Consider the following 24214-nt stretch of genomic DNA (forward strand, 5'->3'; position numbering starts at 1 on the left):
CCAGTCGGTGGGCAACCCCGAGGCGGGCCATACCGCTGTCACGGCGACCTACACGGCGGCGCAGATCCTGTCGCTGGTGAACATCGGCGCGGACGAGCCCGGCTCGGTGAAGCTCGGTCTTGCACCGGGCGTCGACGGCACGGCGGTTGGCATCTTCTCCAAGGGTGCCTCCGTGACCTGGCACGTGGTGAGTGCGACCGAGATCGACGGCGTGGTCGGTGCCCGCGTGGTGTTCACCCTGGTCGACGACGGCGCGGCTAACTTCACCTTCTCGCTGAAGGACCAGGTCGACCATCTGCCGGTCAATGCGGCGAGCGATGACAACGACCTGAGCGTAATAGTTGACATTGCCAGGGCGTTCGTGGTGACGGACGCGGACGGCGACTTCGTGCAGCTCAACGGCGGCGCGGTGGTCGCGATCGAGAACGACGTTCCGGTCAACAACACGACGACGCTGACGACGCAGGTGGTGTACGAGGACGGCCTGACGCTGGCGAACTCGAACAACCAGTCGGTCGGCAACCCGGAGGCGGGCCATACCGCTGTCACGGCGACCTACACGTCAGCCCAGATCCTGTCGCTGGTGAACATTGGTGCGGACGAGCCGGGGACGGTAAAGCTTGGTCTTCCGCCGGGCATTGACGGCACGCCGACCGGGATCAGCTCGAAGGGTGCCTCGGTGACCTGGCACGTGGTGAGTGCGACCGAGATCGACGGCGTGGTCGGTGCACGCGTGGTGTTCACCCTGGTGGACGACGGCGCGGGCAACTTCACCTTCTCGCTGAAGGACCAGGTCGATCACCTGCCGGTCAATGCTGCCAGCGACGACAGCGACCAGAGCGTGACGCTCGACATCGCCAAGGCGTTCGTGGTGACGGACGCGGACGGCGACTTCGTGCAACTCGACAATGGTGCCGTGGTCGCGATCGAGAACGACGTCCCGGTCAACAACACGACGACGCTGACGCAGCAGGTGGTGTACGAGGACGGACTGACGCTGGCGAACTCGAACAACCAGTCGGTGGGTAACCCCGAAGCTGGCCATACGGCTGTCACCGCGACCTATACGACGGCGCAGATCCTGTCGCTGGTCAACATCGGCGCGGACGAGCCGGGCACGGTGAAGCTCGGTCTTGCGGCCGGCGTCGAGGGCACGGCGACGGGCATCTTCTCGCAGGGAACCTCGGTGACCTGGCACGTGGTGAGCGCGACCGAGATCGACGGCGTCGCCGGCGGTCGCGTCGTATTCACGCTCGTCGACAACGGGCTCGGCAGCTTCGTCTTCTCGCTGAAAGACCAGGTCGATCATCTGCCGCTGAACGTGGCAAGTGGCGACAACGACCAGAGCGTGACGCTCGACATCGCCAAGGCGTTCGTGGTGACCGACGCGGACGGCGACTTCGTGCAGCTCGACAACGGCGCTGTGGTTGCGATCGAAAACGACGTTCCGACCAACTACACTCCGAACGCGCAAACCACCACCGACATCGGCGGCAGCGTCATTACCAGTCTGATGAACACGGTGGGGCATATCGGCGCCGACGAGCCCGGGACCCTGACGATCAACAGCTTCACGGTCGGAGCCACGACCGTGACGACGAACGGGGCGGACTCGACCCTCAACTATCAGGGCCACGACATCCTTCTGTCCGGGTTCAACACCGGCACCCTGACCGGCTTCGTCGACGGCGCCGGCGGGACGGCCGGCGTGCTGGACGCCAGTGACACCGTCGTCTTCACGGCATCGCTCAACGCGGCGACGGACCTCTACACGTTCAGTCTCCTGCACCCGATCGACAACGGATCAGGTGTCTCGTTGACGGACCTTGGCTTTGCGACGGCCGGAAACAAGGCCTTCAACTACATCGACGTCCCCGCATCCACCCAGGATATTCTATTCTCGGGCTTCCATCTCAATGCCGACGGCAACCAGTTTGGCTTGAACAACACATTCGATGCCATCGGCACCGTCAACACCAACAGCACGGCGATCGGCGTCAACAACCAGTCGATGAATGATGGCGACGTGCTCGGAATCGACTTCGTCACCGGCCCGTCGGTATCGGGCAGTGCAAACAACGACTACAACTATACCGCGCACTACGACATCAACGACTTCTCGTTCAGCATCGTGCAAAAGGGAGGCGGCACCGGTACGGACGCGATTGAGGTCTGGCTGCGCGCCTATGACGTGGACAATGATCCCGGCGCGGCAGGAACGACAGCGGATTTCAACAACCTGACGCCGCGGTTCGACGCGACGCCGGCCAATCAGCAAGACCAGATCACCGGGATCACGGTGAACGGCGTCGACCTGAACCTGGCGACCCTGCAGTCTGATGGAAAGGGCGGCTATCTCGTCACCGGCCTCGATCTCAACGATGTCGTCCAGGTTCATACGGACACGGGCTACAGCCGGCTCGAGATCGAGAACGCATCGGCCGCGAGTCCCGACCCGCAGCATCTCAATGGCGACAGCTTCGACATCGGCAAGTTTGCCTACCAGGTCGTCAACTCCGGTTCTCCGTTGAGCCTATCAATGGGAACCACGCTGACCGACTTCGACGGCGATACGTCGACCGGCTCGATCGGGCTGACGCTCGACCCGGCGGCTTCCGCCAGCACGCTGACGGGAGGTCCCGGTAACGACACGCTGATCGGCGGTGGCGGAAACGACTCGCTTACTGGCGGCAACGGCAACGACATCTTCGTCCTGCAGTCGACCGCTACGGGTAACGGTCACGATCTCATCAACGATTTCGCTGCCGGTGATTCGATCGTGGTTGACGTTGCGAGCCAGAACCTGACAATCAGCACCGCCGCGGTCGCGGCGTTCAATCAGGGGCCTACCGGCGGGGGCGACGAGACCCACGACAGCGCATTCACGGGTGCGAACTTCTTCTTCAACACGTCGACGAACGAGTTGTGGTACTCGGCCGACAACACGGCGGCGCATGCCGTCGATCTCGCCAAGATCAGCACTGGTGTTCCGGCCGCCAACGCGGTCCACGTCATGTGATCGTGTGATCAACCCAAGCAAGAAGCCCTCCGGCGAGATCATCGCCGGAGGGCTTTTTCATGACCGCTCACATCAGGAGCGGCCGAGAGCCCGGCAGGGCACCACTGCCACCGATGGCGTCGGATCCGGTCCAGTCGGCATCGCCGGCATCGGCGGCCGCCGGTGCCGCCTCAAGGTCGCTGCCGGGAAGCCTGGCGTAAGGTGCTGCAAACAGCTGCACGCCGCGCTGGTCGAGCGCAAACATCGGCGTGAAGGTTGCGGAGTTGGAATCGTCGGTGACGTCCGATTTCCGGCTGTCCAGGATCAGCCAGCGGCCCTCGAAGCGCGCCGCCAGCACGGCATGATCCTGGAGGATGGCGCGGTCGCGGCCCAGCACCAGGCGCAGGTCCTCGCGCGGGAAGCCGGCTTCGCTGAGCGCGACGTATTTTGCGATCGCATAGTCCTCGCAATCGCCCTTGCCGGTTGCGAAGGTGGCGAGCGGGGCGGTCCAGCGGTCGGCCTCGCCGTGCTGGGCGAAGTCGCTCATATAGCGGATCGCCTGGTTGACGGCACGGTTGGCCTCATCCAGCCGGTCGCGTCCCGACTTCAGCTTGACCGTGCCGATCAGGCGGAGGAATTGCACGGCATGGGATGGGCACGTGTCGGCGTTGGCCCGGCATTGCGTGAGCACGGCCTGCTCCCTGGCAAGGTCGGACTCAAGATTCCGCCATTTCCGCCAGAGGCCGTTTTCGGGCGCGCGGAAGGTGAACAGGCCGAACGGCTCGGGGCCGGCCGGCGGCAGCGGTTTCGACGCGGGCAGGGCGTCGGTCGCGGTATTGGTCGGCGCGATGGCGGCGGTGCGAATGGCGCCCGGGCCGCGGCCGCGCTGGCGATCGAGCTTGGCCAGCACGTCATTGATGGTGAAGAAGGTTGCCGGCGGGCGGTTCGCTGCGGCGTCCGCAGCCGGCGCGAGCTCGCCAAGCAAGGAGGTTTCCGCGGCCAATGCCGGAGATGCCGTGCAAAGGGCAATAGGCAGCGCAGCCATGGCCACGACCGCCAACGAAGCAAATGTCCGCGACTTCATCTGACGTCCCCGATGTCGGGGACCGTCAACGTCTGTGCGTCGATCTGTTATCCCCGGCCTGTTATCGGGGCGTAGACTGCTGCGTTGGCTGCTTAAGCGGGGTTAAGTGCCGCGGGTGGCCGGGGGAATGTCGCAAAGGCGGTCAACCCGTGGTTCGTCCGTTCGCTCAAATGCGATCGATCGAAAGTCACCATTGGTTAACCAAGCGCGGGCGCCTCAGCGCTCGCGCAGGGCCTCGTCGCGCAGCAGGCGGGCAGGCTTTGCGATGTAGTCCAGCACGGACTTCTCGCCGGTCAGGATTTCGACCGTGGTCACCATTCCCGGGATGATCGGAAGCGGATGCTGCTCGGTGCCGAGATGGTTCTTCTCGGTCCGCACCATGACCCGATAGAAGGTCTCCTGCCGCTCGGTCTTTTCCGCCTTGTCGTCGACGATCGTGTCGGCGCTGATGCGCTCGACCTTGCCCTTCAGCGATCCGTAGACCGATGAATCATAGGCGGTGATCTTCACCACGGCATCCTGGTTGGGGCGGATGAAGGCGATGTCCTGGGGGCGAATGCGGCCTTCGACCAGCAGGGTATCGTCCAGCGGCACGATGTCCATGAGATTGGCGCCCGGCGCCACCACGGCACCGATGGTGCTGACATTCAACTTGTTGATGATGCCATGGACCGGTGATTTCAGGTCGGTGCGGCGCACCCGGTCCTGGGCAGACTTGATGTTCTCGTCGAGCACCGCGAGATCGCCGCGCGATTTCGCCAGATCCTCGTCGGCCTGCGAGCGGAACGAGGCCGTGATATTGGCGATCTTCGACTGCGCTTCGGCGAGCTGCCCCTTCATCTCGGTTGCCTGCCGATCAAGCCGCAGCATCTCGATCTCGGGGACGACTTTCTGCTCGTAGAGCCTGCGGGTCAGGGTCTGCTCCCGCTCGAGCAGTTTGAGGGTGCCGGTGAGGCGGGTGACCTGCTGATTCAGGACGTCGATGTCCTGCGCGACCTTCTGGGCCCGCATCTTGAACACACTGGACTCGGTCGCAACGGCGGCCGGAACCATCTTGTCGAGATCATCCGGAAAGGTGATCTCGCTTCGTCCGCGGGCCTCGGCGTCGAGGCGGGCCACCCGCGCCGCCATCGACGCGCGGCGCTCCCGGATCTCACCGAACTCGGAGGCGAATTTCGTGTCGTCGATGCGCATCAGGGACTGCCCCTGCTGCACGATGTCGCCTTCGCGTATCAGGATGTCGCCGACGATGCCGCCTTCGAGCGATTGGACGACCTGCATCTGCCGCGACGGCACCACGCGGCCGCTGCCGCGCTTGACCTCGTCCAGCACGGCGAAATGAGCCCAGACCAGGAACGTCGCGAACAGCGCGCACGAGGTCCACAGCAGCATGCGCGAGGTGCGCGGCGTGCGCAGCAGCGCCGCGGAGCGGATATCATTTGCAAACGCAAAATCGGAAGACGCCATAATATTAGCTCGTTATGCAGATTTCGGCTGAATCGTATTTTCCGGCGAGGGGGCGGTGGCTGCGGGCCGTCCCTGCAGGACCGCCAGCACCTTGTCGCGCGGGCCGTCGGCAATCAGGCGGCCGTTGTCGAACAGCAGCAGCCGATCGACCATGTTCAGCAATGACAGGCGGTGGGTCGAAATGACGATGGTCATGCGATCGCCCAAGCCCTTGAGCCGCTCGAGGAACTCCTGCTCGCTGCGGACGTCGAAGTGCGCCGTCGGCTCGTCGAGAAACAGCACGCGGGGCTTTCGGATCAGGACGCGGGCGAGCCCGATGGCCTGCTTCTGACCGCCGGACAAGCTGCGGCCGCCTTCGGAGATCGGCATGTCGTAGCCCATCGGATGGCCGGCGATGAAGCTCTCGACGCCGGACAGCCGTGCTGCGAGCAGGATTTCCTCATCCGTCGCCTCGGGTTTCCCTATCGCGATGTTGTCGCGCAGCTTGCCGTAGAACAGATCGGTATCCTGCATCGCGAAGCCGATGCCGGCGCGCAGGTCCGAAGGATCGTATTGGCGGGAGTCCACGCCATCGACCAGGATGCGGCCTTGCTGGGGCTCGTAGAAGCCGAGCAGCAGCCTGCCGACCGTGGTCTTGCCGGATCCGACGCGGCCGATGATGCCGACCCGTTCGCCGCCCTCGATCTTGAAGGTGACCTTATCGAGCGCGTTGCCCGGCGCATTCGGATAGGCAAACGACACGTCCTCGAAGGCGATCCGGCCTTGCTCGATCCGCCTTGCGACATAGGACCGGTGCGGTGACCGCTCCCGGTCAAGCGACATGATGCGGTCGATCGCCTTGAGCGCGGATATGGTCTGCGTTCCCTTGGTGATCACGGAGGCAATGCCGGCAATCGGCGCAAGAACGCGGCCCGCGAGCATGTTCGCGGCGACCAGCGCGCCGACGCTCAGCTTGCCGTCGAGGATCAGGAAAATGCCGACGATGACAAGCAGCAGGCTGGTGATCTGCTGGGCGGTGCTCGCGCTCGTCAGCGAGAGCGATGACCAGAAGTGAACGTCCTCGCTCGATCGGGCCGTTGCTGCGACCGAGCGCTCCCACAAGGTCTGCATCCGGGCCTCGGCGCCGGTGGCGCGGACCGTTTCGAGGCCGGACAGCGACTCGACCAGCACGCCATGGCGTGCGGCGGACTCGGCCTGTAGCCGCCGCATCGCGCGGTCGAGCGGGCGTTGCAGCAGGAAGCCGATCAGCATCACGATCGGCAGCATGACGAGCGGGATCCACGCCAAGGGCCCGGCGATGATGAACAACACGCCGACGAAGAGAATGGCAAACAGCAGGTCGGTCGCCGAAACCACGCTGCCGGAGGTGAAGAATTCGCGAACCGAGTCGAAGTCACGCAGTTGATTGGCGACAATGCCGACCGAGGTCGGGCGCTGCGCCATCTTCACCGCCATGACGTGCTCGAAGATGTTGGCGGCCAGCACGACGTCGATGGTCTTGCCGGTGACGTCGATCATGCGACTGCGCACCATGCGGAAGACGAAGTCGAAGACGATGGCAAGGCCCATGCCGATCGAGAGGGCGATCAAGGAAGGGATCGCACCGTTGGGGATGACGCGGTCGTAGACGCTCATCGTAAACAGCGGCGTCGCCAGCGCGAGGACGTTGGTGAGAAAGGCGGCGATCGCGATGTGTCCGTAGCTGCGCCAGTGCCCCTTCACGACCGACCAGAACCAGTGACTGTTGGGGAGATCGCCTGCAGCGACCGCGCGCGCGTCGGCCTGCGGAGCGACCTTCACCAGGAACGCGTAGCCGGTATAGTCCGCGGCGATGCTGGCGATATCGGCGATGCGCGGCGCGCCGGGCATCACCGTGGGGTCTACGACCTGGATCGTCTTCTTTGCGGCATCCACTCCGAGAAGGATCAGCGCAGTGCCGTTCTTCATGATGAGAACGGCAGGCAGCACCAACGCAGGGATCTCCGAAATGTCGCGCTTGATCGCCTCGGTCTCGAGACCGGCGCGCCTTGCGGCACGATCGTAGAGCGAAACGGACAACCGTCCGTCCGTGATCGGAAGTCCGCCGAGGAGGGCCTCGCGGCTCACGGCGCGGCCATGATGCGCAGCGAGATAGGTCAGTGAAGCGGTGAGGGCATCATCGCCTAGCGCGCTTGGCCGCGCTTGTGCCACCGACTTCAAATCATGTTCATCCGACGACGGTCGGCCGGCGGCAGCCGCCGGACTAAGATTTCCAAACAATCTAAAACCCTTGATTCAAAAAAGGGACGAGCAAAAATGCGTTCGATCAGTTCAGGCGGATTCTATAACAGAAGGCGAACAAAATCACCGAATCTTGCTTCGAGAGTTAATTCGGGAATCAAAAAGGGCCCCGTTTGGGGCCCTTTTGCGATCTTTGATCCTGATCCCGTAGTACTACCGGGCGGGCGGGAAAGCCGACAGCAGCCAGTGCGGCTTCGTCGAGGCATAAGAACTTGCGTTCGCCGTAACGGAGGGATCCGCGTAGATAACAGTCGGGCCGTCGCTCGCACTCTTCTGCTGCTGCATCCATTCAGATGAGCCGGGCACGGAAGCGGTTGCCGTCGAGCCGGTCCAGCGGTCCGCGAAACCGACGTCGTTCGCCTGAGCAGCGGCATAGCCCCTGGCGGCACGGCCCCCGGCGACCGGACCCTGAACAGCGGCGGGCGCCGGAACGGCAACCTTCACCGGCTCGGACCCCGTTTGCGGCAGGTTGACCCGCAGCGTCGGGAAGGAGTAGCGGGGCAGGCCGATGTCGAGCATGTCCACCGGGGCGGCGTCGACCGCGGGCGGCGCCTTCAAATATTCGATCAAGGTTCCCATCGCCGCCAGCAGCTGATAGTCGGCGAACACGACGACGCCGCGAGCGGACGTCAGCGAGACCGAGGCGTTGAAGAACTGGTTCTGCGCGTTCAGCAGGTCGATCAGGGACCGCTGCCCGAGCTCGTATTCCTTCTGGAACGCCGCAATGGTCTTCCGGTCTGCATCGAGCTGACGCTTGAGCGCCGCGATGCGCGTTGCCGTAATCGTGCGGGCATTCCACGCCTTGTCGATCGATTCATAGGCGTCGCGCTGCAACCGGGCGTGGCGCATGGTTGCTTCGGTGTATCGCTCGGCTTTCTCCGAGCGATTCCAGGCATCCTGGCCGCCGCGGAAGATGTCCCAGGACATCACCACCTTGCCGCTGTAGTCCTCGTGCGTCACGCTCGGGTTTCCGGGGCTCGTGACGTACGGGAAAGAGTTGTCGTAGTGCGTTGCCCGTCCCTCGAGATAGAACTTCGGGCCGAACAAGCCGTCGGTTGCCCGGAACGCGTGCTTGGCCGCGTCGGCGTCGGACTGTGCCGCCGCGATTGTCGAATTGAAGCGCAGGGTGGTCGCCAAGGCTTCGTCGCGGCTGCCCGGCAGCCCTGCGAGCGGAGCGGGGAAGCGCACATTGATCGGCTCGAGGCCAACCACCTTGCGGTACTTCGCCCTGGCGTCGTCGAGGCTGCGCTGGAATTCCGCGAGTGCCGCGCGGGCGTTCTCGACGCGCTCGCGCGATTGCTCCAGGTCGCCTTCGCCGGCCCGGCCGCCCGAGAAGCGGGAGTTCACGTTCGAGAAGATCTTCTCGTGGTTGGCGACGTTCTGCTGGGCGAGGCTGACCAGCCGCATATAGCGCACGACATCGACATAGGCTTCGGCCGCGTCGAGCGCCAGCAACTCGGTTCGTTCCTTGACGCGGGAGGCGGCAGCATTGACGCGCGCCGTCTGACGCCAGGTGTCATGGATCGTGGCAAAGCCGTCCCACAGCAGCTGCCGCACCACCACCGATTCCTGGCTGCCATTCCGCCACGGTCCTGAACCTGCGGTCGGGACCTGCAGCGACGGGCTGATGACCCCCGGCGATTGATCGAATTTTTCCGGCCCGTAGCTGGCGTCGATGCGCACCTGCGGCAGCATGGTGCTTTGAGTTTGCCGCAGCTCGCTTTCGGTGGCCCGCCGGTTTGCCGAGGCCTCACCAACGCCTGGGTTGGTCTGCATGGCCTGACGCAAGGCGTCATTGATCGAAAAGACTTCGGCCCTTGACGGGCTCGCCGCCAAGCACAGTCCCGCGATCACGAGGTACGCCGTCTTCATCGATCCCGCCCCTAGTCCAAAAAAATTTACAAAGGAATCCGTGGGAAAGCGTAACAAAGGAGGGGTTTGTAACCTATGACATTTCGGTCACACCGCGGCGCCAAATGAGACACGCCCCAGTCGCCGCCGGGCTCCGCGTCAACTAGAAATATCGAGATAATTCAGTCGGTTGTAGGAAGGTTGATATTGATTCAAAAGGCGCTGGACTCGGCGCGGCGGCAACCAAAAGCCCGCGGTAGGTTAAGCCTGTCCTAACGAACGGCGAGCTCGCCCGCCCGTCTACTGTTCCCGACAAATCGCAAAATGGGTGGCGATGAAGGGAGGCGGCATCTTGCCGTCGAGAGAGGCGCCTGCCGAGCGGGTCGTCAGCTTGTAGAGCACCTTGCTGGCGAAATAGAACCTGAAGATCTCGGCCGTGGTGTCGTCCACGCGGGTTGCCAGAATGGACGACGCGTCGCGACGCGCCGCCGCAAAGACGTAGGTCGTGAGCTTGGCTCCCGCGCCTTCCTGCGCAACCGACGTTCCCCATGTCACCGAGAGGGTTTGGCCATCGATCACGACCGCGGGCCGGACGGTATCGAGATTGTCGTCGATCCACTGGGCATCACCCGACCTGTTCGAAGGGCCAAGCTCGACCCGCTTGCCCTGTGGCGGGTCGCAGGCAAACCGCGTCGGGTTGGCCATCACTGCAGGTGTCGATGCCAGGAGCAACAGCAGACAACCGACTGACTTTCGCATTGGGGATCCCCGTGCAGGCGCGCGCTCGCTGCGGCCATACTGAGGTTTCCGCGCGGGCCGCGCAACTTGATGTCCAGCGGCCGCACGCGCCAAGCGAACGGGCCTGAGAGGTGGGGAGGGCGCGCGGCGCGCCTGGTGAGCCCCGGCGGCGCGGCAGGCATCATTCCGGCGCGATCGGGTGCGGCGGACGCTCGATCGATGTCCTCAACGTGTCGAGCTCGAGGAAGACATCGGCCTCACGCCGAAGCTCGTCGGCGACCATCGGAGGCTTGGTTCGAATACTGGAAACGACGGTGACGCGGACCCCCATTCGCCTGACGGCTTCGACGACGGATCGCAGATCACCATCGCCGGAAAACAAGAATGCGTGGTCGATCCGGCGAGCGATCTCCAGCGCGTCGACGGCGATCTCGACACCGACGCTGCGCTTTACCCTTCGCCGTCCTTCGCCGTCACTGTGCTCCTTGGCCGGCTTTCGCCGGACCGCATACCCGTTGTAATCGAGCCAATCCACCAGTGGCCTGATGCTGCTGAACTCGTCCTCGTCTCTCACCACGGTGTAGAAATAGGCACGGACGATCAGTCCGTGCTTGCCGAACTCCGCGAGCAATCGCCGGAAATCGACTTCGAAGCCGAGGCTCTTGACGGTGGTATGAAGATTCGCGCCATCGATAAAAAGCGCAATGCGGTCGGTCATCTCAAATCCCCATGACGCCGGATATTCGCAGCGCTTGGTTCTTGACGTTGCTTGAGCCTCGCCGGCGAGCATTCCGACTGAAATGTCTGATCCTAGAGCAAGCAGTTAGCGGAAAAGAAGCGGAAAATTCGTTCAACGCCGCCAATGCCGTTGCTCACGGGTGACTGCTAATTGCTGGGATACCCTGTGGATAGGCCAGCGCGATTGTCCGTCCAGCTTTGCTTTCGGCCGTGGCGAGTATGGCCACGCTCAGTTCGTGCAGCAGCACGCAGGGAAAAATAACGACGGAGCAAACGAAGGGCGCGATGCGATCCAGCCTGGCGTTTACCACGTCACAAAGGTTTTTATTGCGTTAACGGCAACAATACATCTAGAGTTGATTCAAGTGTATTGGCGCCGTTTTTGCGCCGATACCCGTATTTTTGCGGATGTGGCTTTTTGCCGGTTGCAGTTTTTTCATGGGAAGAAAGGCGGTTTCGCCTCATTGCATGGACAGGTTTGGCCGCCGGCAGGTGCGACGCCCGGCTGCAGCCTGTAGCGCCATCTCAACACACCTTCTCGCTCTCACTGATCGACGAGCCGGCTGCCGCCGGCCGTTGCGGAATTTCGTGGTGTTCATTTTGGAAGGATTTCAGTCGTGGCAGTTTACACGTTCGATGCAAGCACCAACTCGTTTGTTCTCGTCAATGATTCACTTCTCAGCGCCGATCCATCACTAGCCAGCTTCTCCCTCGCCACCGATCTCGCCGACTATGCGCCAGGTTCGACCGCCAATATCGCGGCAACCGTCGGCGTCGGCGACACCGTGACCTTCAATGTCGCCGACGTGGCGGGGACCGCCGTGTCCGGCACCGACCAGCCCTGGACGGTCACCGATGGTGGCGCCGGAGATCTCGATGGCGTTGCCAACGGTGTGATCCGGACCACCTGGGCGGTCGGGATGGACGCGGCCGGCGAGGCGTTCTCGTTGAGCGCGATCGACCAGACCGCCGGCGTCATGATGACAACGGGCTTCACCGATAGCCCGCATACGCCTGTGCAGGCCGTCGTTCCCGCAAGCCTGACCAACGGCATCAAGTTTCTGACCGGTGATACCAACACTGCGACGGGCACCGGCATCTTCCCGTCATTCGTTACGATCCAGAACACAGGTGTCGAGCAGGGCTTCAACACCGATGCCGCGCCTGTTCAGAACACCGGAAGCTCGCCAGCGCATAATCACAGCCTCCTGCTCGGCGCGGTGCCGATCGTCACCATCGACGGCGTGGACTACCGGGAATTCCGTCTCGATCTGAACGAGCAAAGCGACCCGATCAGTCTGGACAAGCTGCAGATCTATGCGGGGTCGGCGGGCAATCTCACCTCGCTGGCCGGGCTCACTCAGCTCTACGACATGGACGGCGGAGCGGACGGAAAAACCGGCGGCGGCGCCGATGTCGATGTCTCCGTCGGCTTGACGGCCTGGTCGTCGGGCAGCGGCCACAGCGACTACAAGGTCCTGATCCCGAACTCCTATTTCGCCGGCACCGATCCCGGGGCCTTCATTTACCTCTATTCCCAGTTCTCGAATGCGGATGCGGGATTTGAGGAGTGGTCGGTCGGGCCGGCCAGCCCGGCGGGCAAGACGCCGGACGCGGTGGTCGGCATCGACAAGCAGATCTCGGTCGACGGGACCAACTGGCAGGATGTCGGCCTCTACGGCATCGCTGCGGGCAGCGACGATGCGCCGACGCTGCTGGCCGGCTCGACCGTCTATTACAAGGTGATCATCACCAACGAGACGATGCCGAACGCATCCAACCTAGACCCCAAGTTGCTGCTGGCGCCGTTGACCGACGATCCGGCACTTGCCTTCACCTATCAGGGCGGCGATGCGAACAACAACGGTCTGATCGATCTTGGCGAGTCGTGGACCTACACCGCGTCGACGACCGCGGTCGATGGCTTGCAGCCGGGCGGCAACGGTCAGCTCCTGCAGATCGATACGGTAACGGCGGTCGGCACGGTGACGGATGCGAACGGCACGACCACCGGGACGAACAGCGACCGCGCCAACTACATCGGCGTCACCCCCAAGATCGCGATCGACAAGGTGACCGTCGACGGTACGCTGGATGCGAATGGCAATCTCGTCCTGGTCGATGGCAAGGGGGCGGCAGGCGACAACCTGACGATCATCGCCGGCGAGAACATCATCTGGGAGTACAAGGTCAGCAATGCCGGCGATGTCGCGCTGTCCAACGTGACCGTCACCGACGACCAGCCGGGCGTGATGCCGACCAGTCTGACGAGCGGCGGCTTCAACGTCGGCGACGCCAACCAGAACGGCCTGCTCGACACCACCGAGACCTGGATCTTCACGGCGACCGGCACGGCGATCGACGGCGCCTACACCAACAAGGGCACGGCAAGCGGCAGCTTCACCGACGATGCCGGGCACGTTGCGGCACCGACGGCGAGCGATACGTCCGGTTACACCGGCGTCAATCCCGCGATCCACATCGAGAAGGTGACGACCGGCGTCGACTCCGTAACCATCGTGAACAATGTCGTGACCCCGCATCTGGCGACCGGCGACGGTCTCAGCTTCCTCGCGGGTTATGGCGTTACCTGGACCTACACGGTCACAAATGCGGGGGACGTCCCGCTGTCGAACATCGCCGTTACGGACAATCAGCCCGGTATTTCGCCCACTGCCGTGCTGCAGGCCGATCACGTGCACAATGTCGGCGACGCCAACAATAACGGGCTCCTCGATCTCGGCGAAAGCTGGACCTTCACAGCCTCCGGCACGGCCATTCTCGGCGACTACAGCAATACGGGGATGGCGGGCGGCTCGTTCACCGACACGGCCCTGCACACGGCGCTGCCGACCGATGACGACGTCTCGAGCTACACCGGCACCTTCACCGAGCAGGGCGGCACGCTGACCCAGGGCTTCTGGGGGAGCCATACCGACGCATGGGACGGCTCGAGCGCCAAGGTCAGCAATCCGACTAACAGCGCCTTCAAGAGCGGCGTGCTCTCGGCCCTGGACATCAATCCGCGGCACGACGGCAATCTTCTGCTCGGCGATTCCAACGGCGACGGCATCGCTAACGACGCGCACAATCTGCTGATCTCGAATACGCTGGCGGCCTCGATCCTGTCGTCGAGCACGACCGGCGATGCGCGCATCATCATGCTGCAGCAGACCATCGCGGCGCAGCTGAACATCGACAACGGCAAGGTGCAGCCGAACGATATGATCGACGAAGCCGTGATGTGGCTGACCGGCAAGGGCGCGTGGAGCGGCAACGGCTTCACCGTAGATGCCAACAATGACGGCATCATCGACAGCTCGGGCGGTAAGCTCGCCGGCCCGGCGGTCGCGACCAGCGGCAACGCCTGGCAGAAATATGTCGACGTGACCAATCCGGCCTCGATCGCCGACTGGAACAGCGGCAAGGAGGCCGACGGCGAAGGGCTCAAGAACGCGCTGATGTGGTGGAACGACGGTCACCTGGTGACGAGCACCTCGGGGCAGGTCGCCTACGACAGCAACGGCACCTCCGCCGGCGGCATCAATCCGGCAACCGTCAACCTGAATACCATGGACGAGTTCTGGGTCAGCCTGCACCAGCAGACGTCGCTGACCGGGATCGCGTGATCGGGAGCGGGGCTGGACGAGCGGGGACGGCAACGCGCGCCTGCCGAGGGCGACGCGGAGGCGGCTCTGCGGCCTCGCTCTTGGACGGTGGATTTTGGAAATCGCCGGGTTGCGCGCCAGGTCAAAGTTGACAATGATCGCCATCCTGAGACGGACAGCACGCCCTTGAGCAGTCATTCGCTTCAGGTGGATACGGAGACCGGGCTGAGCGCAGCCACTGCGCGCAGCGATCACCTTCGGCCCTGGTTGCCGCTGATATTCGCGGCCACGACCTACCTGGCACTCATCATCAAGGGCGACCTGTTAGTCGATTCCGATATCTATTGGCATATTGTGGTGGGGCAGTGGATCATCGATCATCGTGCCGTACCGTATGCTGATCCATTCTCTTTCACGATGCCCGGCGCGTCCTGGATAACCAGTGCGTGGTTGGCGGAGGTCATTTACTTCGCTGCGTTCAAATTGGCCGGATGGCCGGGACCTGCAATGCTTGCCGCGCTGTCGGCGTCCTCGGCGATTTTCCTGCTCACGCGCCTGCTACTGAAAAAATTGCCGAACGTGCCGGTCATGATCATGGTGGCCGGGGCAATCGCCATGGCGGCGATCCACACGATGGCCCGGCCGCATGTCCTGACCTTCCCGTTGATGGTGCTGTGGGCGAACGCCCTGATCGAGGCGAGTGAACAGCGTCGCGCGCCCTCGCTCTGGTACATCCCGCTCATGACGCTCTGGGCGAACCTCCACGGCAGCTTTACGATGGGCCTGGCGCTGACCGGGCCGTTCGCACTGGAGGCGATTTGGACTGCGGACAAATCCGCGCGGGTGACGGTCGCGGTGCAATGGCTTCGCTTTGGGGGATTTGCGCTCGCGGCCGCTTGCATCACCCCGTATGGACCGGAATCGATCCTGGTGACGCTGCGCCTTTTCCAGCTGGGACCGATTCTTTCAAAGATCAGCGAGTGGCAGCCGCTGGACTTCAGCGAAACCAATGCTGTGACAGTGTGCTTGATCGCCGGCGCTGGCTACGCCCTGTACAGCGGGCTCAAGCTGCCTCCGATCAGGGTTGCGGCGCTGCTCGCTGTCGTTTGGCAGACCCTGGCCCATGTGCGCTATGTCGACGTTTTCGCACTCGTTGCGCCGTTCTTCATTGCCGGTCCGTTGGGCCAGCAGCTTTCGTGGCCCGAGCTGCAGCACCGCCGGAAAGTGGTGCAACCGGCGCGGACCGCGTTCGTCGCAGCGATCGCCGCCCTCGTTGTCGCGACCGGGGTAGTCCTGGCGACGGTGGAGCACTCGCTACCGCGCGTTCCGCGCGTTGCGGTGGAGAAGCTCAGGGAGCTGAAGGCCAGCCGGATCCTGAATGAGTACTATTTCTGCGGATATCTGATCTTCGAGGGCATTCCGACGTTCATCGATTCACGTGCCGAACTTTATGGGTCGGCCTTTCTCACCCGCTATTACCTCGCCCTTTCGCTTCGCGATGTGCCGGACTTCGTCAAATTGCTCGACGAATACAAGATCGACGCAACGTTGCTCGCCCCGTCGACGCGCGCCGCAGGTCTGCTCGATCTGCTGCCGGACTGGGAGCGGGCCTACGCCGATGATGTGGCCGTCGTCCACGTTCGCCGCGCGCGTCCCTGAAGCAATCCCTGAACAGCCATGGCGTGGGTTGCCGGCGCACTGCGACGGCGAGAGGATGCGTCAATGTTTCTGTCTATGTCCGAACGAACGGGCGGGAAGGGGCGCCGAAAGCAAGGCGTCCTCCGTGCAAACACGGAGGACTCGGCGGAGTAAGGTTAACAAAGATTTAACGGTGCAACTTTAGGCGAAATACTATAAAACTAAACGGTTGGCACCCGGATTGCCTGCCGACGGCTTTTGTAAAATTCATCTCAGTCAAAGGGTTTTCCCATGTCGAAATTTTACGTCAGCACCATGGAATCATTGAAGCGTCTGCGCGCCGACAAGGACGGCGTGGTTTCATTCGAGTACATCATCGTCGCGGCTTGCATCGTCGCCGTCGTGCTCGCGGTGTTCAAGACTGACACCAGCATCTCGACTGCCCTGTCGAACGGAATCACCAAGATCTCCAGCACCTTCTCGGGCCTCTGATCGAACGCCGGAGAGGGGCAGGACACGATCTGCCCCTCCGAGCGACACGTTTCGATACAGGCGAGTGGAGGCCGCTGAATTTCGGCAGGCCGGATCCCGCTACAATCCGCGGTCTGGCTGACGCTGCCGACATCCCCAACGGCCGGCTCAGGCTGCCTCCACTCAGGATCGCTTCGCTGCCGGCGGTGATTTGGCAGCCTCTCGCCCATCCAGGCAATGCATTGCGCGTCCCGGCCTGTGACCCTGGCGGACCCGTCGCAGGGGCGTGCTGCCCAATCTCGAAAAACAACCCCATGCAAAGTAGCCGGTGGCGGCCGGCCGCTACTGACACGCCCGGCCAGGCAACTTGACACGTCGGGCAAGTCAGGGATACTCTTCCAATATTCCGAAATCGTCCGAGCGCCCCTTTTTCGGGCAATTTGTCGCAATATCTCACCCCCGTGGAACCCACGCACCGTATTCGCACGGACCGGCGTCACCGGATTGCAGAGCGTTCGGAAAATCTAAGTTATCTCAAGGGATTCCGGTCGTTTGCGCGGGTGACAACCTGTCCGTGTGAGGCGCTCGCCGCCGTGCGGTAGGGTTAACAAACGATTACCGGATGACAGTCAACTGGCGAAAGATTATAAATAAATTCCAGTTGGCACCGGAATTGCTGGCCAACGGTAATTGCGTAAATTCATCTCAAAAGGGATTTTTTCCTATGTTGGATTACTTCACCAAGACCAAGGAAGCTTTCAAGCGTCTGGCCACCGACAAGGACGGCGTCGTGTCGTTCGAATACATCATCGTTGCCGCCTGCATCGTCGCCGTGGTGCTCGCCGTGTTCAAGACCGACACCAGCATCTCGACCGCGCTGCACAACGGTATCGTCAAGATCTCGAGCACGATGTCTGGCCTGTGATCGATCCCTCGAAAGAGGGGCGGGCTCACGCCTTCCCCTTTTTCACCTCCATCCTTCTAGAGCATTTTATTTTACAAGCGTGATTGAACGTACGTCTTCATTTTTGAAGAAGCCCCTCAAGCCAACGAAGGATTTTTCCGGTGTTGGGGTATTGCGATACGATTATTGATGCGTTGAGGCCTCTGCGCGCGGACAGAGCCGAAGCAGTTTCGTTCGAATACTTGATGCTCGCTGTTTGCGTCGTGCTTGGAGTGATCGCGGTGTTCGGTCCCGGCAACGACGTCAAGGCGATGCCGACGACCGCGGTGAACGCGACCGCCATCGCCAATCAAGCTGGAGTTTGATGTCGCGTCCGGCGGAGACGTTGGAATTCACATCATCCATTTCGAGAAGTGCAATTCTTTTTTCTTTCCTGAGGCCTGCTTTTGATGAGTTGGATTATTCCCATAGCCTCAATTCTGGAAATCCTGTTGTTGCTGTATGTGGCGACGATCGATGTCGCGACACGGCTGATCCGAAACGAGATTTGCCTGGCGCTGGCGCTGCTCGGGATTGCCGGCCAATTGGCCAGCCCGATGCAGATTGCGGAATCGCTGATCGTCACTGCGATCCTGTTTCTGCTGCTGCTGGCCGTCTACGCACGGGGAGCGATTGGCGGCGGCGACGTCAAGTTGCTGGTTGCCCTGGCGGTCGGCCTGCCGTTGACGGGCGTGGTCCAGTTGCTGGCCGTCACCGCGCTGGCCGGCGGCGTGCTTGCCCTCGCGCATCTGGTGATGCGCAACCTGCCATATCCGAAACTGGCTCCCGCCGGATCGTCGCTCGCGCGGCGGGTCTATGCGGTCGAGCGCTGGCGCCATCTGCGGCATGCACCGCTGCCGTATGGCGTTGCCATAGCCTGCGGTGGCATCTGGACGATTTTGAGCAAAGGAATTTGAGATGTCATCCGCCTTGCGCCTTTCGATCATCGTAGTGCTGCTGCTTGCAACCACCGCGTTCGGGCTCATTGCCTTCAACATGAACCAGCCGAAACAGGCCCCGGTGGCGGTCGCCGAAAGCGCGCCGGTGGCGGCGGCGCCGGCGCCGGCAACGGTCGGTTATTTCGTCGCGGCGCGTGCGCTACCGAAGGGCACATTGGCCCGTGACGAGGACTTCGCGGTGCGGACAGCTGCGCCGGACAAGGTCCCGGCGGGCGCGATCCTCGATACGCCCGACTCCAAGGCGGGACTTCCCGGTTCGCTGGTTCGCAAGTTCGTCGACGCCGGCAGCCCCCTGACGTTGCAAGACATCTTGCGCCCGAAGGATCGCGGTTTCCTCGCCAGCGTCCTGGCGCCGGACAGCCGTGCCATCAGCATCAAGGTGGACGAGGAGTCGGGCGTCTCCGGTTTGATCAGGCCTGGCGACTATGTGGATGTCCTGCTGACCCAGGTGTTCGAGAAGGCAAATCCGGCCCGCCGCGCCCTGAGCGAAACCGTTTTGCGCAATGTTCGGGTCATCGCCATCGACCAGGAGATCGTGCAGGGCGGGCGAAGCATCGCCGCCGTGGCGGGCAAGCAGGCGCAAACCGTGTCGCTGGAGCTTGGGCCGGACCAGGTCAAGAAGATCACGGTCGCAAAGCAGCTCGGAACGCTCTCGCTGGCCGTGCGCGCAGCCGTCGATCAGTGGGACAAGGCAGACGGCGGCGCGATGTCGAGCTGCGATGTGTCGCCTGAGCTTGCGCGTCAGAATGCGATTGCCGGCCAGACCACGGCAATCGTGGTTCACTCCGGCGGTGAGCGCAAGGAGATCTCGGTCAGGAAGGAATACGCAGACAATAGCGTGACGGGCGACAGCTGCGATGGATCGCCCGAGGTTGCCCGCCAGACGACAACGGCGGCGGCCGGCAAGTTACAGGAGAAAAGTAGATGAACATGGCAATGCTAGGCACGCCTGAACCCGTATCGGTTATCGCGCGCGACCGGGTCGTCTGTTTCGTCGAGGACGACCTGAGTGCCGCGGCTCTGCGCAAAGGCCTCGAGGGCAGCAACCTGTCGATCAAGCGCGGCACGATCAAAAATGCCATCCGGATGCTGGAAACCGACACCGAGCTGTTTGCGCTGGTGGCCGACATCAGCGGCATCGATGATCCCTTCACCGAGCTGGAACGATTGGCCAGCGTCTGCCCGCCCGATGTCCGGGTGGCCTTGATCGGCGAGAACAGGGAGATCCAGTTCTACCGCGAGCTCATGGAAATCGGCGTGACCGAGTACCTGCCGCGGCCGCTCACGCGCGACATAGTGATGGACCTGCTGCGTCCGAAGCTGATGATCGGCGACGCGCCGGCGGGGCAGGTCGATCGTGGCGGGCATGTCGTCTCGATCTGCGGGGCGCAGGGAGGTGCCGGAGCAACCAGCATCGCCATCAATCTCGCCCTGCAGCTCGCGGAGACCACCAAGGCCAAGGTCGCACTGCTCGATCTGCATCTGCAAAACGGTGAAACCGCGGTCATGCTCGGCGTTCAGCCGGGGCCGGGACTGCGGATTGCCCTGGAAAATCCGATGCGGGCAGACACCTTGTTCCTCGAGCGTGCGGGGATCGAGGTCAACGGCAAGGTGTGCCTGATTTCCGCCGACGAGGATCTGGATGCACAGCTCGACATTACCGAAGCGGGCGTGCGCCACGTGCTGGGTCTGCTCCGTCAGCGCTTCAACTACATCGTCGTTGACGTGCCGGTGCCCTTTGGGGCGGCGATGCATCCCGTCCTCACGCTCTCGCGTCACGTCCTCGTGCTGCTGGAAGCCGAAGTGACGGGGCTTCGCAATGCCCATGCGCTACGCACCGCCGTCACCAACATCGCCGGCAAGGATCGGGTCTTCACCTTGCTCAATCGCGCCAACCGGCCCGGCGGCCTTCCCAGGGCGACGATCGTCAAGGCCCTGGGCGCGGAGCCGGACATGGTGATCCCCGATCTCGGCAAGGGGATGACCCAGGCCGTCAACCTCGGAATTCCCGCTCTCAAGCACGTCAAGGGATTGCGACGGCACCTTGCCCCGATCGTGCGGGAGATCGCGGGCGTCGGGGGCGCCAAGCGGAAGGGACGTTTGCGGAGGCTGCTTGGGCTATGAAAAAGTTTGGAAGGCGCGCAGACGACCAGGCGGCCCGGTTGCCTTCATTGACGGCAAACCGACCTGAACCGCCGAGCTTGGCGACATCGACGATGAGCTCGCCGCCGCCGAGCTCGCCTGCATCGGCGCCAAGCCTGCCGCCGAAGCGCGAGGAGCCCGTCCATCATAATCCCGCGATGTCGGCATCGCTGCGCGAGCGGGTCATCGAGCAGATCGAGCCGTCGGCGGCGGCGACTGTTCCGCGCGAAATTCTGCGGCGGCAGATCGAGGAAATCATCCACGGCATCGCCAACCAGGAACGGCTCGAACTGTCGGGCCGCGAGCAGCTTCTGCTGGCGGACGAGATCGCGGACGACATGACCGGCTACGGGCCGCTGCGTCCGCTCCTGCTCGATGAAACGATCAACGACGTGATGGTCAACGGGCCGAGCAGCATCTATGTCGAGCGAGCCGGCAAGCTGGAGCGGGTCGCGGTCCGCTTCCGCGACAACGACCACATCGCATCGGTGGCGCAGAAGATCGCCGCGCAGGTCGGCCGCCGCGTCGACGAATCCAGCCCGATGGTGGACTGCCGCCTGCCGGACGGCAGCCGCGTCAATATCATCCTGCCGCCGCTGGCGATCCATAGTCCCTGCATCTCGATCCGAAAATTCCCGGCCCGGCGGCTGAACATCGCCGGATTGATCGCCAACGGCTCGATGAGCACGGGCATCGGCCAGGTGCTCGAGCTCGCCTCCCGTTGCCGGCTCAATGTGCTGGTCTCCGGCGGCACCGGCTCCGGCAAGACGACGCTGCTCAACGCCATGAGCCAATTCATCGACCACGGCGAGCGCATCGTCACCATCGAGGATGCGGCGGAGTTGCAGCTCCAGCAGCCGCATGTGATCAGCCTGGAGACGCGGCCGCCGAGCCTCGAAGGCACCGGGCAGGTGACCCAGCGCGATCTCTTGTGGAACGCGCTGCGCATGCGCCCTGACCGGATCGTGGTCGGCGAGGTGCGCAGCATCGAAGCGTTCGACATGCTGCAAGCAATGAACACGGGTCACGACGGCTCGATTTCCACGGTGCACGCCAACAGCACCCGCGACGCCCTGACGCGCGTCGAAAACATGGTGCAGATGGGACAAGCCAATCTGCCGCCGCGGGCGATCAGGACCCAGATCGTCGCTGCATTGGACCTCATCGTCCAGGTCGAACGCATGCGGGATGGCCAGCGCCGCATCGTCCAGATCAGCGAGGTGGTCGGCCTGGAAGGCGAGGTGATCACCACCAACGACATCGCCGTGTTCGAGTACAAGGAAGAGGACGTTCACGGCAGGATACAAGGCGTTTACAAGTCCACCAACGCGGTCCCGAAGTTCAAGAGCCGTCTTGCCTATTACGGACTCGAGCGGGCCTGGGCCGAGGCTATGGCGCAGATATGATACCAGTGTCCGTCATCGTCGCCGTCCTTGGGCTGCTGATGTGCGCAGCGTGTACGACGTTGTGGCTCGACGCCCGACAGCGGCGCATCGACCGCCAGCTCGCGGTGGCTTTGCCGGCGTCGCGGTCGGCCGACCTGCCGTCCATTCGTCGTGCGGAGACCGGATCGCGCTCCGAGCTCTTGTACCGCCTGGCCGGTTACAGGCCCGGTGTCCCTTACGCCTTGCACCCGGCCTATGTGGTGATTGCCGGCATCTTCGCGGGAGCGGTGACCTTCAATGCCGTCGGCCTGTTGGGATTCTCCACCGGCAAAGTGTCCTTCGCGGCGGCATTCGTCGCCGTCATGACGGTGCGAGGTCTGTTCAAATGGCAGCAACGCCGCTTTACCGACGGGCTGTTCCGGCAACTGCCTGACGCGGTCCAGCTGGTCACGAGCACCGTGCGATCGGGGCTGCCGGTCCACGAAGCATTCCGGACCATCGCGCGAGAGATGCCGGAGCCGACCGCCGGACAGTTCGCGATCGCATGCAGCGAATTGAATCTGGGCAGGCCTCCGGAGGAGGTGGTGGAAGGCATCTATCGCCGCACCGAAGTCACGGAGTATGGCATCTTTGCCGTGACGCTTGCCGTGCAGTTGAAGTCGGGCGGCAGTCTGGCCGAGACCCTGCAGACGCTGGCGGAGACCGTGCGGCAGCGTGTTGCGATGGCCGCGCGCGCCAAGGCGCTGGCGGCCGAGGTGATCTTTTCGTCACGCGCACTTGTCGCCGCGCCGTTCATCATCGCGGGGGTGATCTACGCGCTCAACCCGGAAATGATCGACGTGCTGTTCCATGATCCGACCGGAAACACGATGCTGGGCTACGCGGTGACCTCGGTGATCCTTGGGCACTTCGTGATCCGTTGGATGATCAGAAGGAATACCGCGCTATGACCGCAAGTCTCGGCCTGATCGCCCTTGCCATCGCTGCTGCGACCGCGACTCTGCTGTTGCTGATCCGCGAAGTGCACCTTCGTGCGTTGGACGCACGGGTGTCGAACGCGGTGCTGGGTATCCCTGACCAATCGGTACGCTCCAGGGACGTGGTGGGCTGGTTTTCAACGCTGGGCGCGCGTTACCGGCGCTTCTATGCCGAGGAAAACATCGAGGAACTGCGAACCATCCTGCAATCGGCGGGATTCAATCATCATCGGGTCTTGCCGATCTGGATCGGTGTCAAGATCTTCAGCATGTTCGCGTGTCCGATCGTCGCCTTCCTGCTGGCGCAGGTTCTGGACGCGAACGCGCTGGTCTTCACGCTGGTCGGCCTGGTGCTCGGGATCATGGGACCGCGATTGATCATGATGGTGCTGAAGCGGCGTTTCGATGCCGCGATTCGGCTGGGCATGCCGGATGCCATCGATCTGCTGGTCGTGTGCAGCGAGGCGGGCATGGGCCTGGAGAGCGCCCTGCAGCGCGTGGCGGCCGAAATCGTCCAGACCAATCCGCCCATGGCCCGCGTCCTGACCGATCTTCTCGATGATCTGCGGGTCCTGCCAAATCGCTTCGACGCATTCGAGAAGATGGGCGCGAGGTCGGAGGGGCTTCGCCGCTTCGGCACCATGATCAGCCAGAGCCTGCAATACGGAACGCCATTGAGCCAGGCGCTGCGCAGCATCGCCGCCGACCTCCGCCGCGAACGCATCACCAAGCTGGAAGAAAAGGCCCACAAGCTGGGCGCCAAGCTGACCGTTCCGATGGTGCTGTTCCTGCTTCCGGCGATGTTCGTCATTCTCGGCGGCGGGCCGATGCTGAACCTCATCAAGGCGTTCAAATGAACGCAAACGCGGACCGGAGCCAGGAGCGTGGTCACCATTGAGACTTTGGCCATGAGAAGCTTTCGACCCGATCGAGGT

Annotated in this window: 18 protein-coding genes; 12 read left to right on the forward strand and 6 right to left on the reverse strand. The window is 63.1% G+C overall.

Translation table 11 applies throughout. The annotated features are described in order from the left end of the window. A partial coding sequence (locus CI41S_RS43585) for a beta strand repeat-containing protein (protein WP_430650033.1) occupies positions 1-3019 on the forward strand: 3019 nt, incomplete at its 5' end. Between the two features lie 67 nt (positions 3020-3086). Here CI41S_RS43585 and CI41S_RS19665 read toward each other — a convergent pair. The 6 genes from CI41S_RS19665 to CI41S_RS19690 form a co-directional block, all read right to left on the reverse strand. Next, positions 3087-3983 (reverse strand): transglutaminase-like cysteine peptidase, encoded by an 897-nt coding sequence (locus CI41S_RS19665; RefSeq protein ID WP_244626603.1) that lies wholly within the window; start codon positions 3981-3983, stop codon positions 3087-3089. 315 nt (positions 3984-4298) lie between these two features. Then, positions 4299-5549 (reverse strand): HlyD family type I secretion periplasmic adaptor subunit, encoded by a 1251-nt coding sequence (locus tag CI41S_RS19670; protein WP_139483078.1) that lies wholly within the window; start codon positions 5547-5549, stop codon positions 4299-4301. A gap of 12 nt (positions 5550-5561) precedes the next feature. Continuing rightward, positions 5562-7739: a type I secretion system permease/ATPase gene (locus CI41S_RS19675; RefSeq protein WP_139861211.1), complete on the reverse strand. Its 2178-nt coding sequence runs from the start codon at positions 7737-7739 to the stop codon at positions 5562-5564. Between the two features lie 243 nt (positions 7740-7982). Further along, positions 7983-9701 (reverse strand): TolC family outer membrane protein, encoded by a 1719-nt coding sequence (locus CI41S_RS19680; RefSeq protein ID WP_139861169.1) that lies wholly within the window; start codon positions 9699-9701, stop codon positions 7983-7985. 279 nt (positions 9702-9980) lie between these two features. Beyond that, a complete protein-coding gene (locus tag CI41S_RS19685; RefSeq protein WP_139861170.1) occupies positions 9981-10385 on the reverse strand; it encodes a hypothetical protein in 405 nt (134 codons plus the stop codon). 214 nt (positions 10386-10599) lie between these two features. Next, the gene (locus CI41S_RS19690) at positions 10600-11136 is read right to left on the reverse strand and encodes a LabA-like NYN domain-containing protein (RefSeq protein WP_139483082.1); all 537 of its coding nucleotides are present in this window, start codon (positions 11134-11136) and stop codon (positions 10600-10602) included. Between the two features lie 256 nt (positions 11137-11392). Between CI41S_RS19690 and CI41S_RS19695 the strand changes: the two genes are divergently transcribed. The 11 genes from CI41S_RS19695 to CI41S_RS19745 all read left to right on the forward strand — a co-directional run bounded on the left by CI41S_RS19695 (position 11393) and on the right by CI41S_RS19745 (position 24136). Beyond that, complete coding sequence (locus tag CI41S_RS19695) at positions 11393-11674, forward strand: hypothetical protein (protein WP_139483083.1); 282 nt, start codon at positions 11393-11395, stop codon at positions 11672-11674. A 99-nt stretch (positions 11675-11773) separates the two neighbouring features. Then, positions 11774-14785: a beta strand repeat-containing protein gene (locus CI41S_RS19700; RefSeq protein ID WP_139861171.1), complete on the forward strand. Its 3012-nt coding sequence runs from the start codon at positions 11774-11776 to the stop codon at positions 14783-14785. Positions 14786-14950: 165 nt separating this feature from the next. Next, the gene (locus CI41S_RS19705; protein ID WP_244626604.1) at positions 14951-16423 is read left to right on the forward strand and encodes a hypothetical protein; all 1473 of its coding nucleotides are present in this window, start codon (positions 14951-14953) and stop codon (positions 16421-16423) included. Positions 16424-16693: 270 nt separating this feature from the next. Further along, positions 16694-16894: a Flp family type IVb pilin gene (locus CI41S_RS19710; RefSeq protein WP_139861172.1), complete on the forward strand. Its 201-nt coding sequence runs from the start codon at positions 16694-16696 to the stop codon at positions 16892-16894. Between the two features lie 703 nt (positions 16895-17597). Then, positions 17598-17798: a Flp family type IVb pilin gene (locus CI41S_RS19715; protein ID WP_139861173.1), complete on the forward strand. Its 201-nt coding sequence runs from the start codon at positions 17598-17600 to the stop codon at positions 17796-17798. 428 nt (positions 17799-18226) lie between these two features. Beyond that, positions 18227-18733 carry an A24 family peptidase gene (locus tag CI41S_RS19720; protein ID WP_172628111.1) on the forward strand — a complete coding sequence of 169 codons (507 nt, stop codon included), beginning with the start codon at positions 18227-18229 and terminating at the stop codon, positions 18731-18733. Positions 18734-18746: 13 nt separating this feature from the next. Next, on the forward strand, positions 18747-19703 hold the full coding sequence (cpaB, locus tag CI41S_RS19725) for a Flp pilus assembly protein CpaB (RefSeq protein WP_244626605.1): 957 nt from the start codon (positions 18747-18749) through the stop codon (positions 19701-19703). Next, positions 19700-20899, forward strand: coding sequence for a CpaE/TadZ family protein (locus CI41S_RS19730; RefSeq protein WP_139861176.1), 1200 nt, complete (start codon positions 19700-19702; stop codon positions 20897-20899). The genes cpaB and CI41S_RS19730 overlap by 4 nt, the downstream gene beginning before the upstream one ends. Continuing rightward, positions 20896-22323 carry a TadA family conjugal transfer-associated ATPase gene (locus tag CI41S_RS19735; protein ID WP_139861177.1) on the forward strand — a complete coding sequence of 476 codons (1428 nt, stop codon included), beginning with the start codon at positions 20896-20898 and terminating at the stop codon, positions 22321-22323. The genes CI41S_RS19730 and CI41S_RS19735 overlap by 4 nt, the downstream gene beginning before the upstream one ends. Then, positions 22320-23252 (forward strand): type II secretion system F family protein, encoded by a 933-nt coding sequence (locus CI41S_RS19740; protein ID WP_139861202.1) that lies wholly within the window; start codon positions 22320-22322, stop codon positions 23250-23252. Before CI41S_RS19735 ends, CI41S_RS19740 begins: the two co-directional genes overlap by 4 nt. Beyond that, positions 23249-24136: a type II secretion system F family protein gene (locus tag CI41S_RS19745; RefSeq protein ID WP_139861203.1), complete on the forward strand. Its 888-nt coding sequence runs from the start codon at positions 23249-23251 to the stop codon at positions 24134-24136. Before CI41S_RS19740 ends, CI41S_RS19745 begins: the two co-directional genes overlap by 4 nt. Positions 24137-24214 lie beyond the last annotated feature (78 nt).

Origin of the sequence: Bradyrhizobium ivorense (assembly GCF_900696085.1) — a bacterium.
Taxonomy (GTDB): domain Bacteria; phylum Pseudomonadota; class Alphaproteobacteria; order Rhizobiales; family Xanthobacteraceae; genus Bradyrhizobium; species Bradyrhizobium ivorense.

Excerpts from the sequence above, each read along its gene's own strand:
- CI41S_RS19670 (WP_139483078.1), bottom strand. The coding sequence starts at position 5,549 with ATGGCGTCTTCCGATTTTGCGTTTGCAAATGATATCCGCTCCGCGGCG.
- CI41S_RS19680 (WP_139861169.1), bottom strand. The coding sequence starts at position 9,701 with ATGAAGACGGCGTACCTCGTGATCGCGGGACTGTGCTTGGCGGCGAGC.
- CI41S_RS19685 (WP_139861170.1), bottom strand. The coding sequence starts at position 10,385 with ATGGCCAACCCGACGCGGTTTGCCTGCGACCCGCCACAGGGCAAGCGG.
- CI41S_RS19690 (WP_139483082.1), bottom strand. The coding sequence starts at position 11,136 with ATGACCGACCGCATTGCGCTTTTTATCGATGGCGCGAATCTTCATACC.
- CI41S_RS19710 (WP_139861172.1), top strand. The coding sequence starts at position 16,694 with ATGTCGAAATTTTACGTCAGCACCATGGAATCATTGAAGCGTCTGCGC.
- CI41S_RS19715 (WP_139861173.1), top strand. The coding sequence starts at position 17,598 with ATGTTGGATTACTTCACCAAGACCAAGGAAGCTTTCAAGCGTCTGGCC.
- CI41S_RS19720 (WP_172628111.1), top strand. The coding sequence starts at position 18,227 with ATGAGTTGGATTATTCCCATAGCCTCAATTCTGGAAATCCTGTTGTTG.
- CI41S_RS19730 (WP_139861176.1), top strand. The coding sequence starts at position 19,700 with ATGAACATGGCAATGCTAGGCACGCCTGAACCCGTATCGGTTATCGCG.
- CI41S_RS19735 (WP_139861177.1), top strand. The coding sequence starts at position 20,896 with ATGAAAAAGTTTGGAAGGCGCGCAGACGACCAGGCGGCCCGGTTGCCT.
- CI41S_RS19740 (WP_139861202.1), top strand. The coding sequence starts at position 22,320 with ATGATACCAGTGTCCGTCATCGTCGCCGTCCTTGGGCTGCTGATGTGC.
- CI41S_RS19745 (WP_139861203.1), top strand. The coding sequence starts at position 23,249 with ATGACCGCAAGTCTCGGCCTGATCGCCCTTGCCATCGCTGCTGCGACC.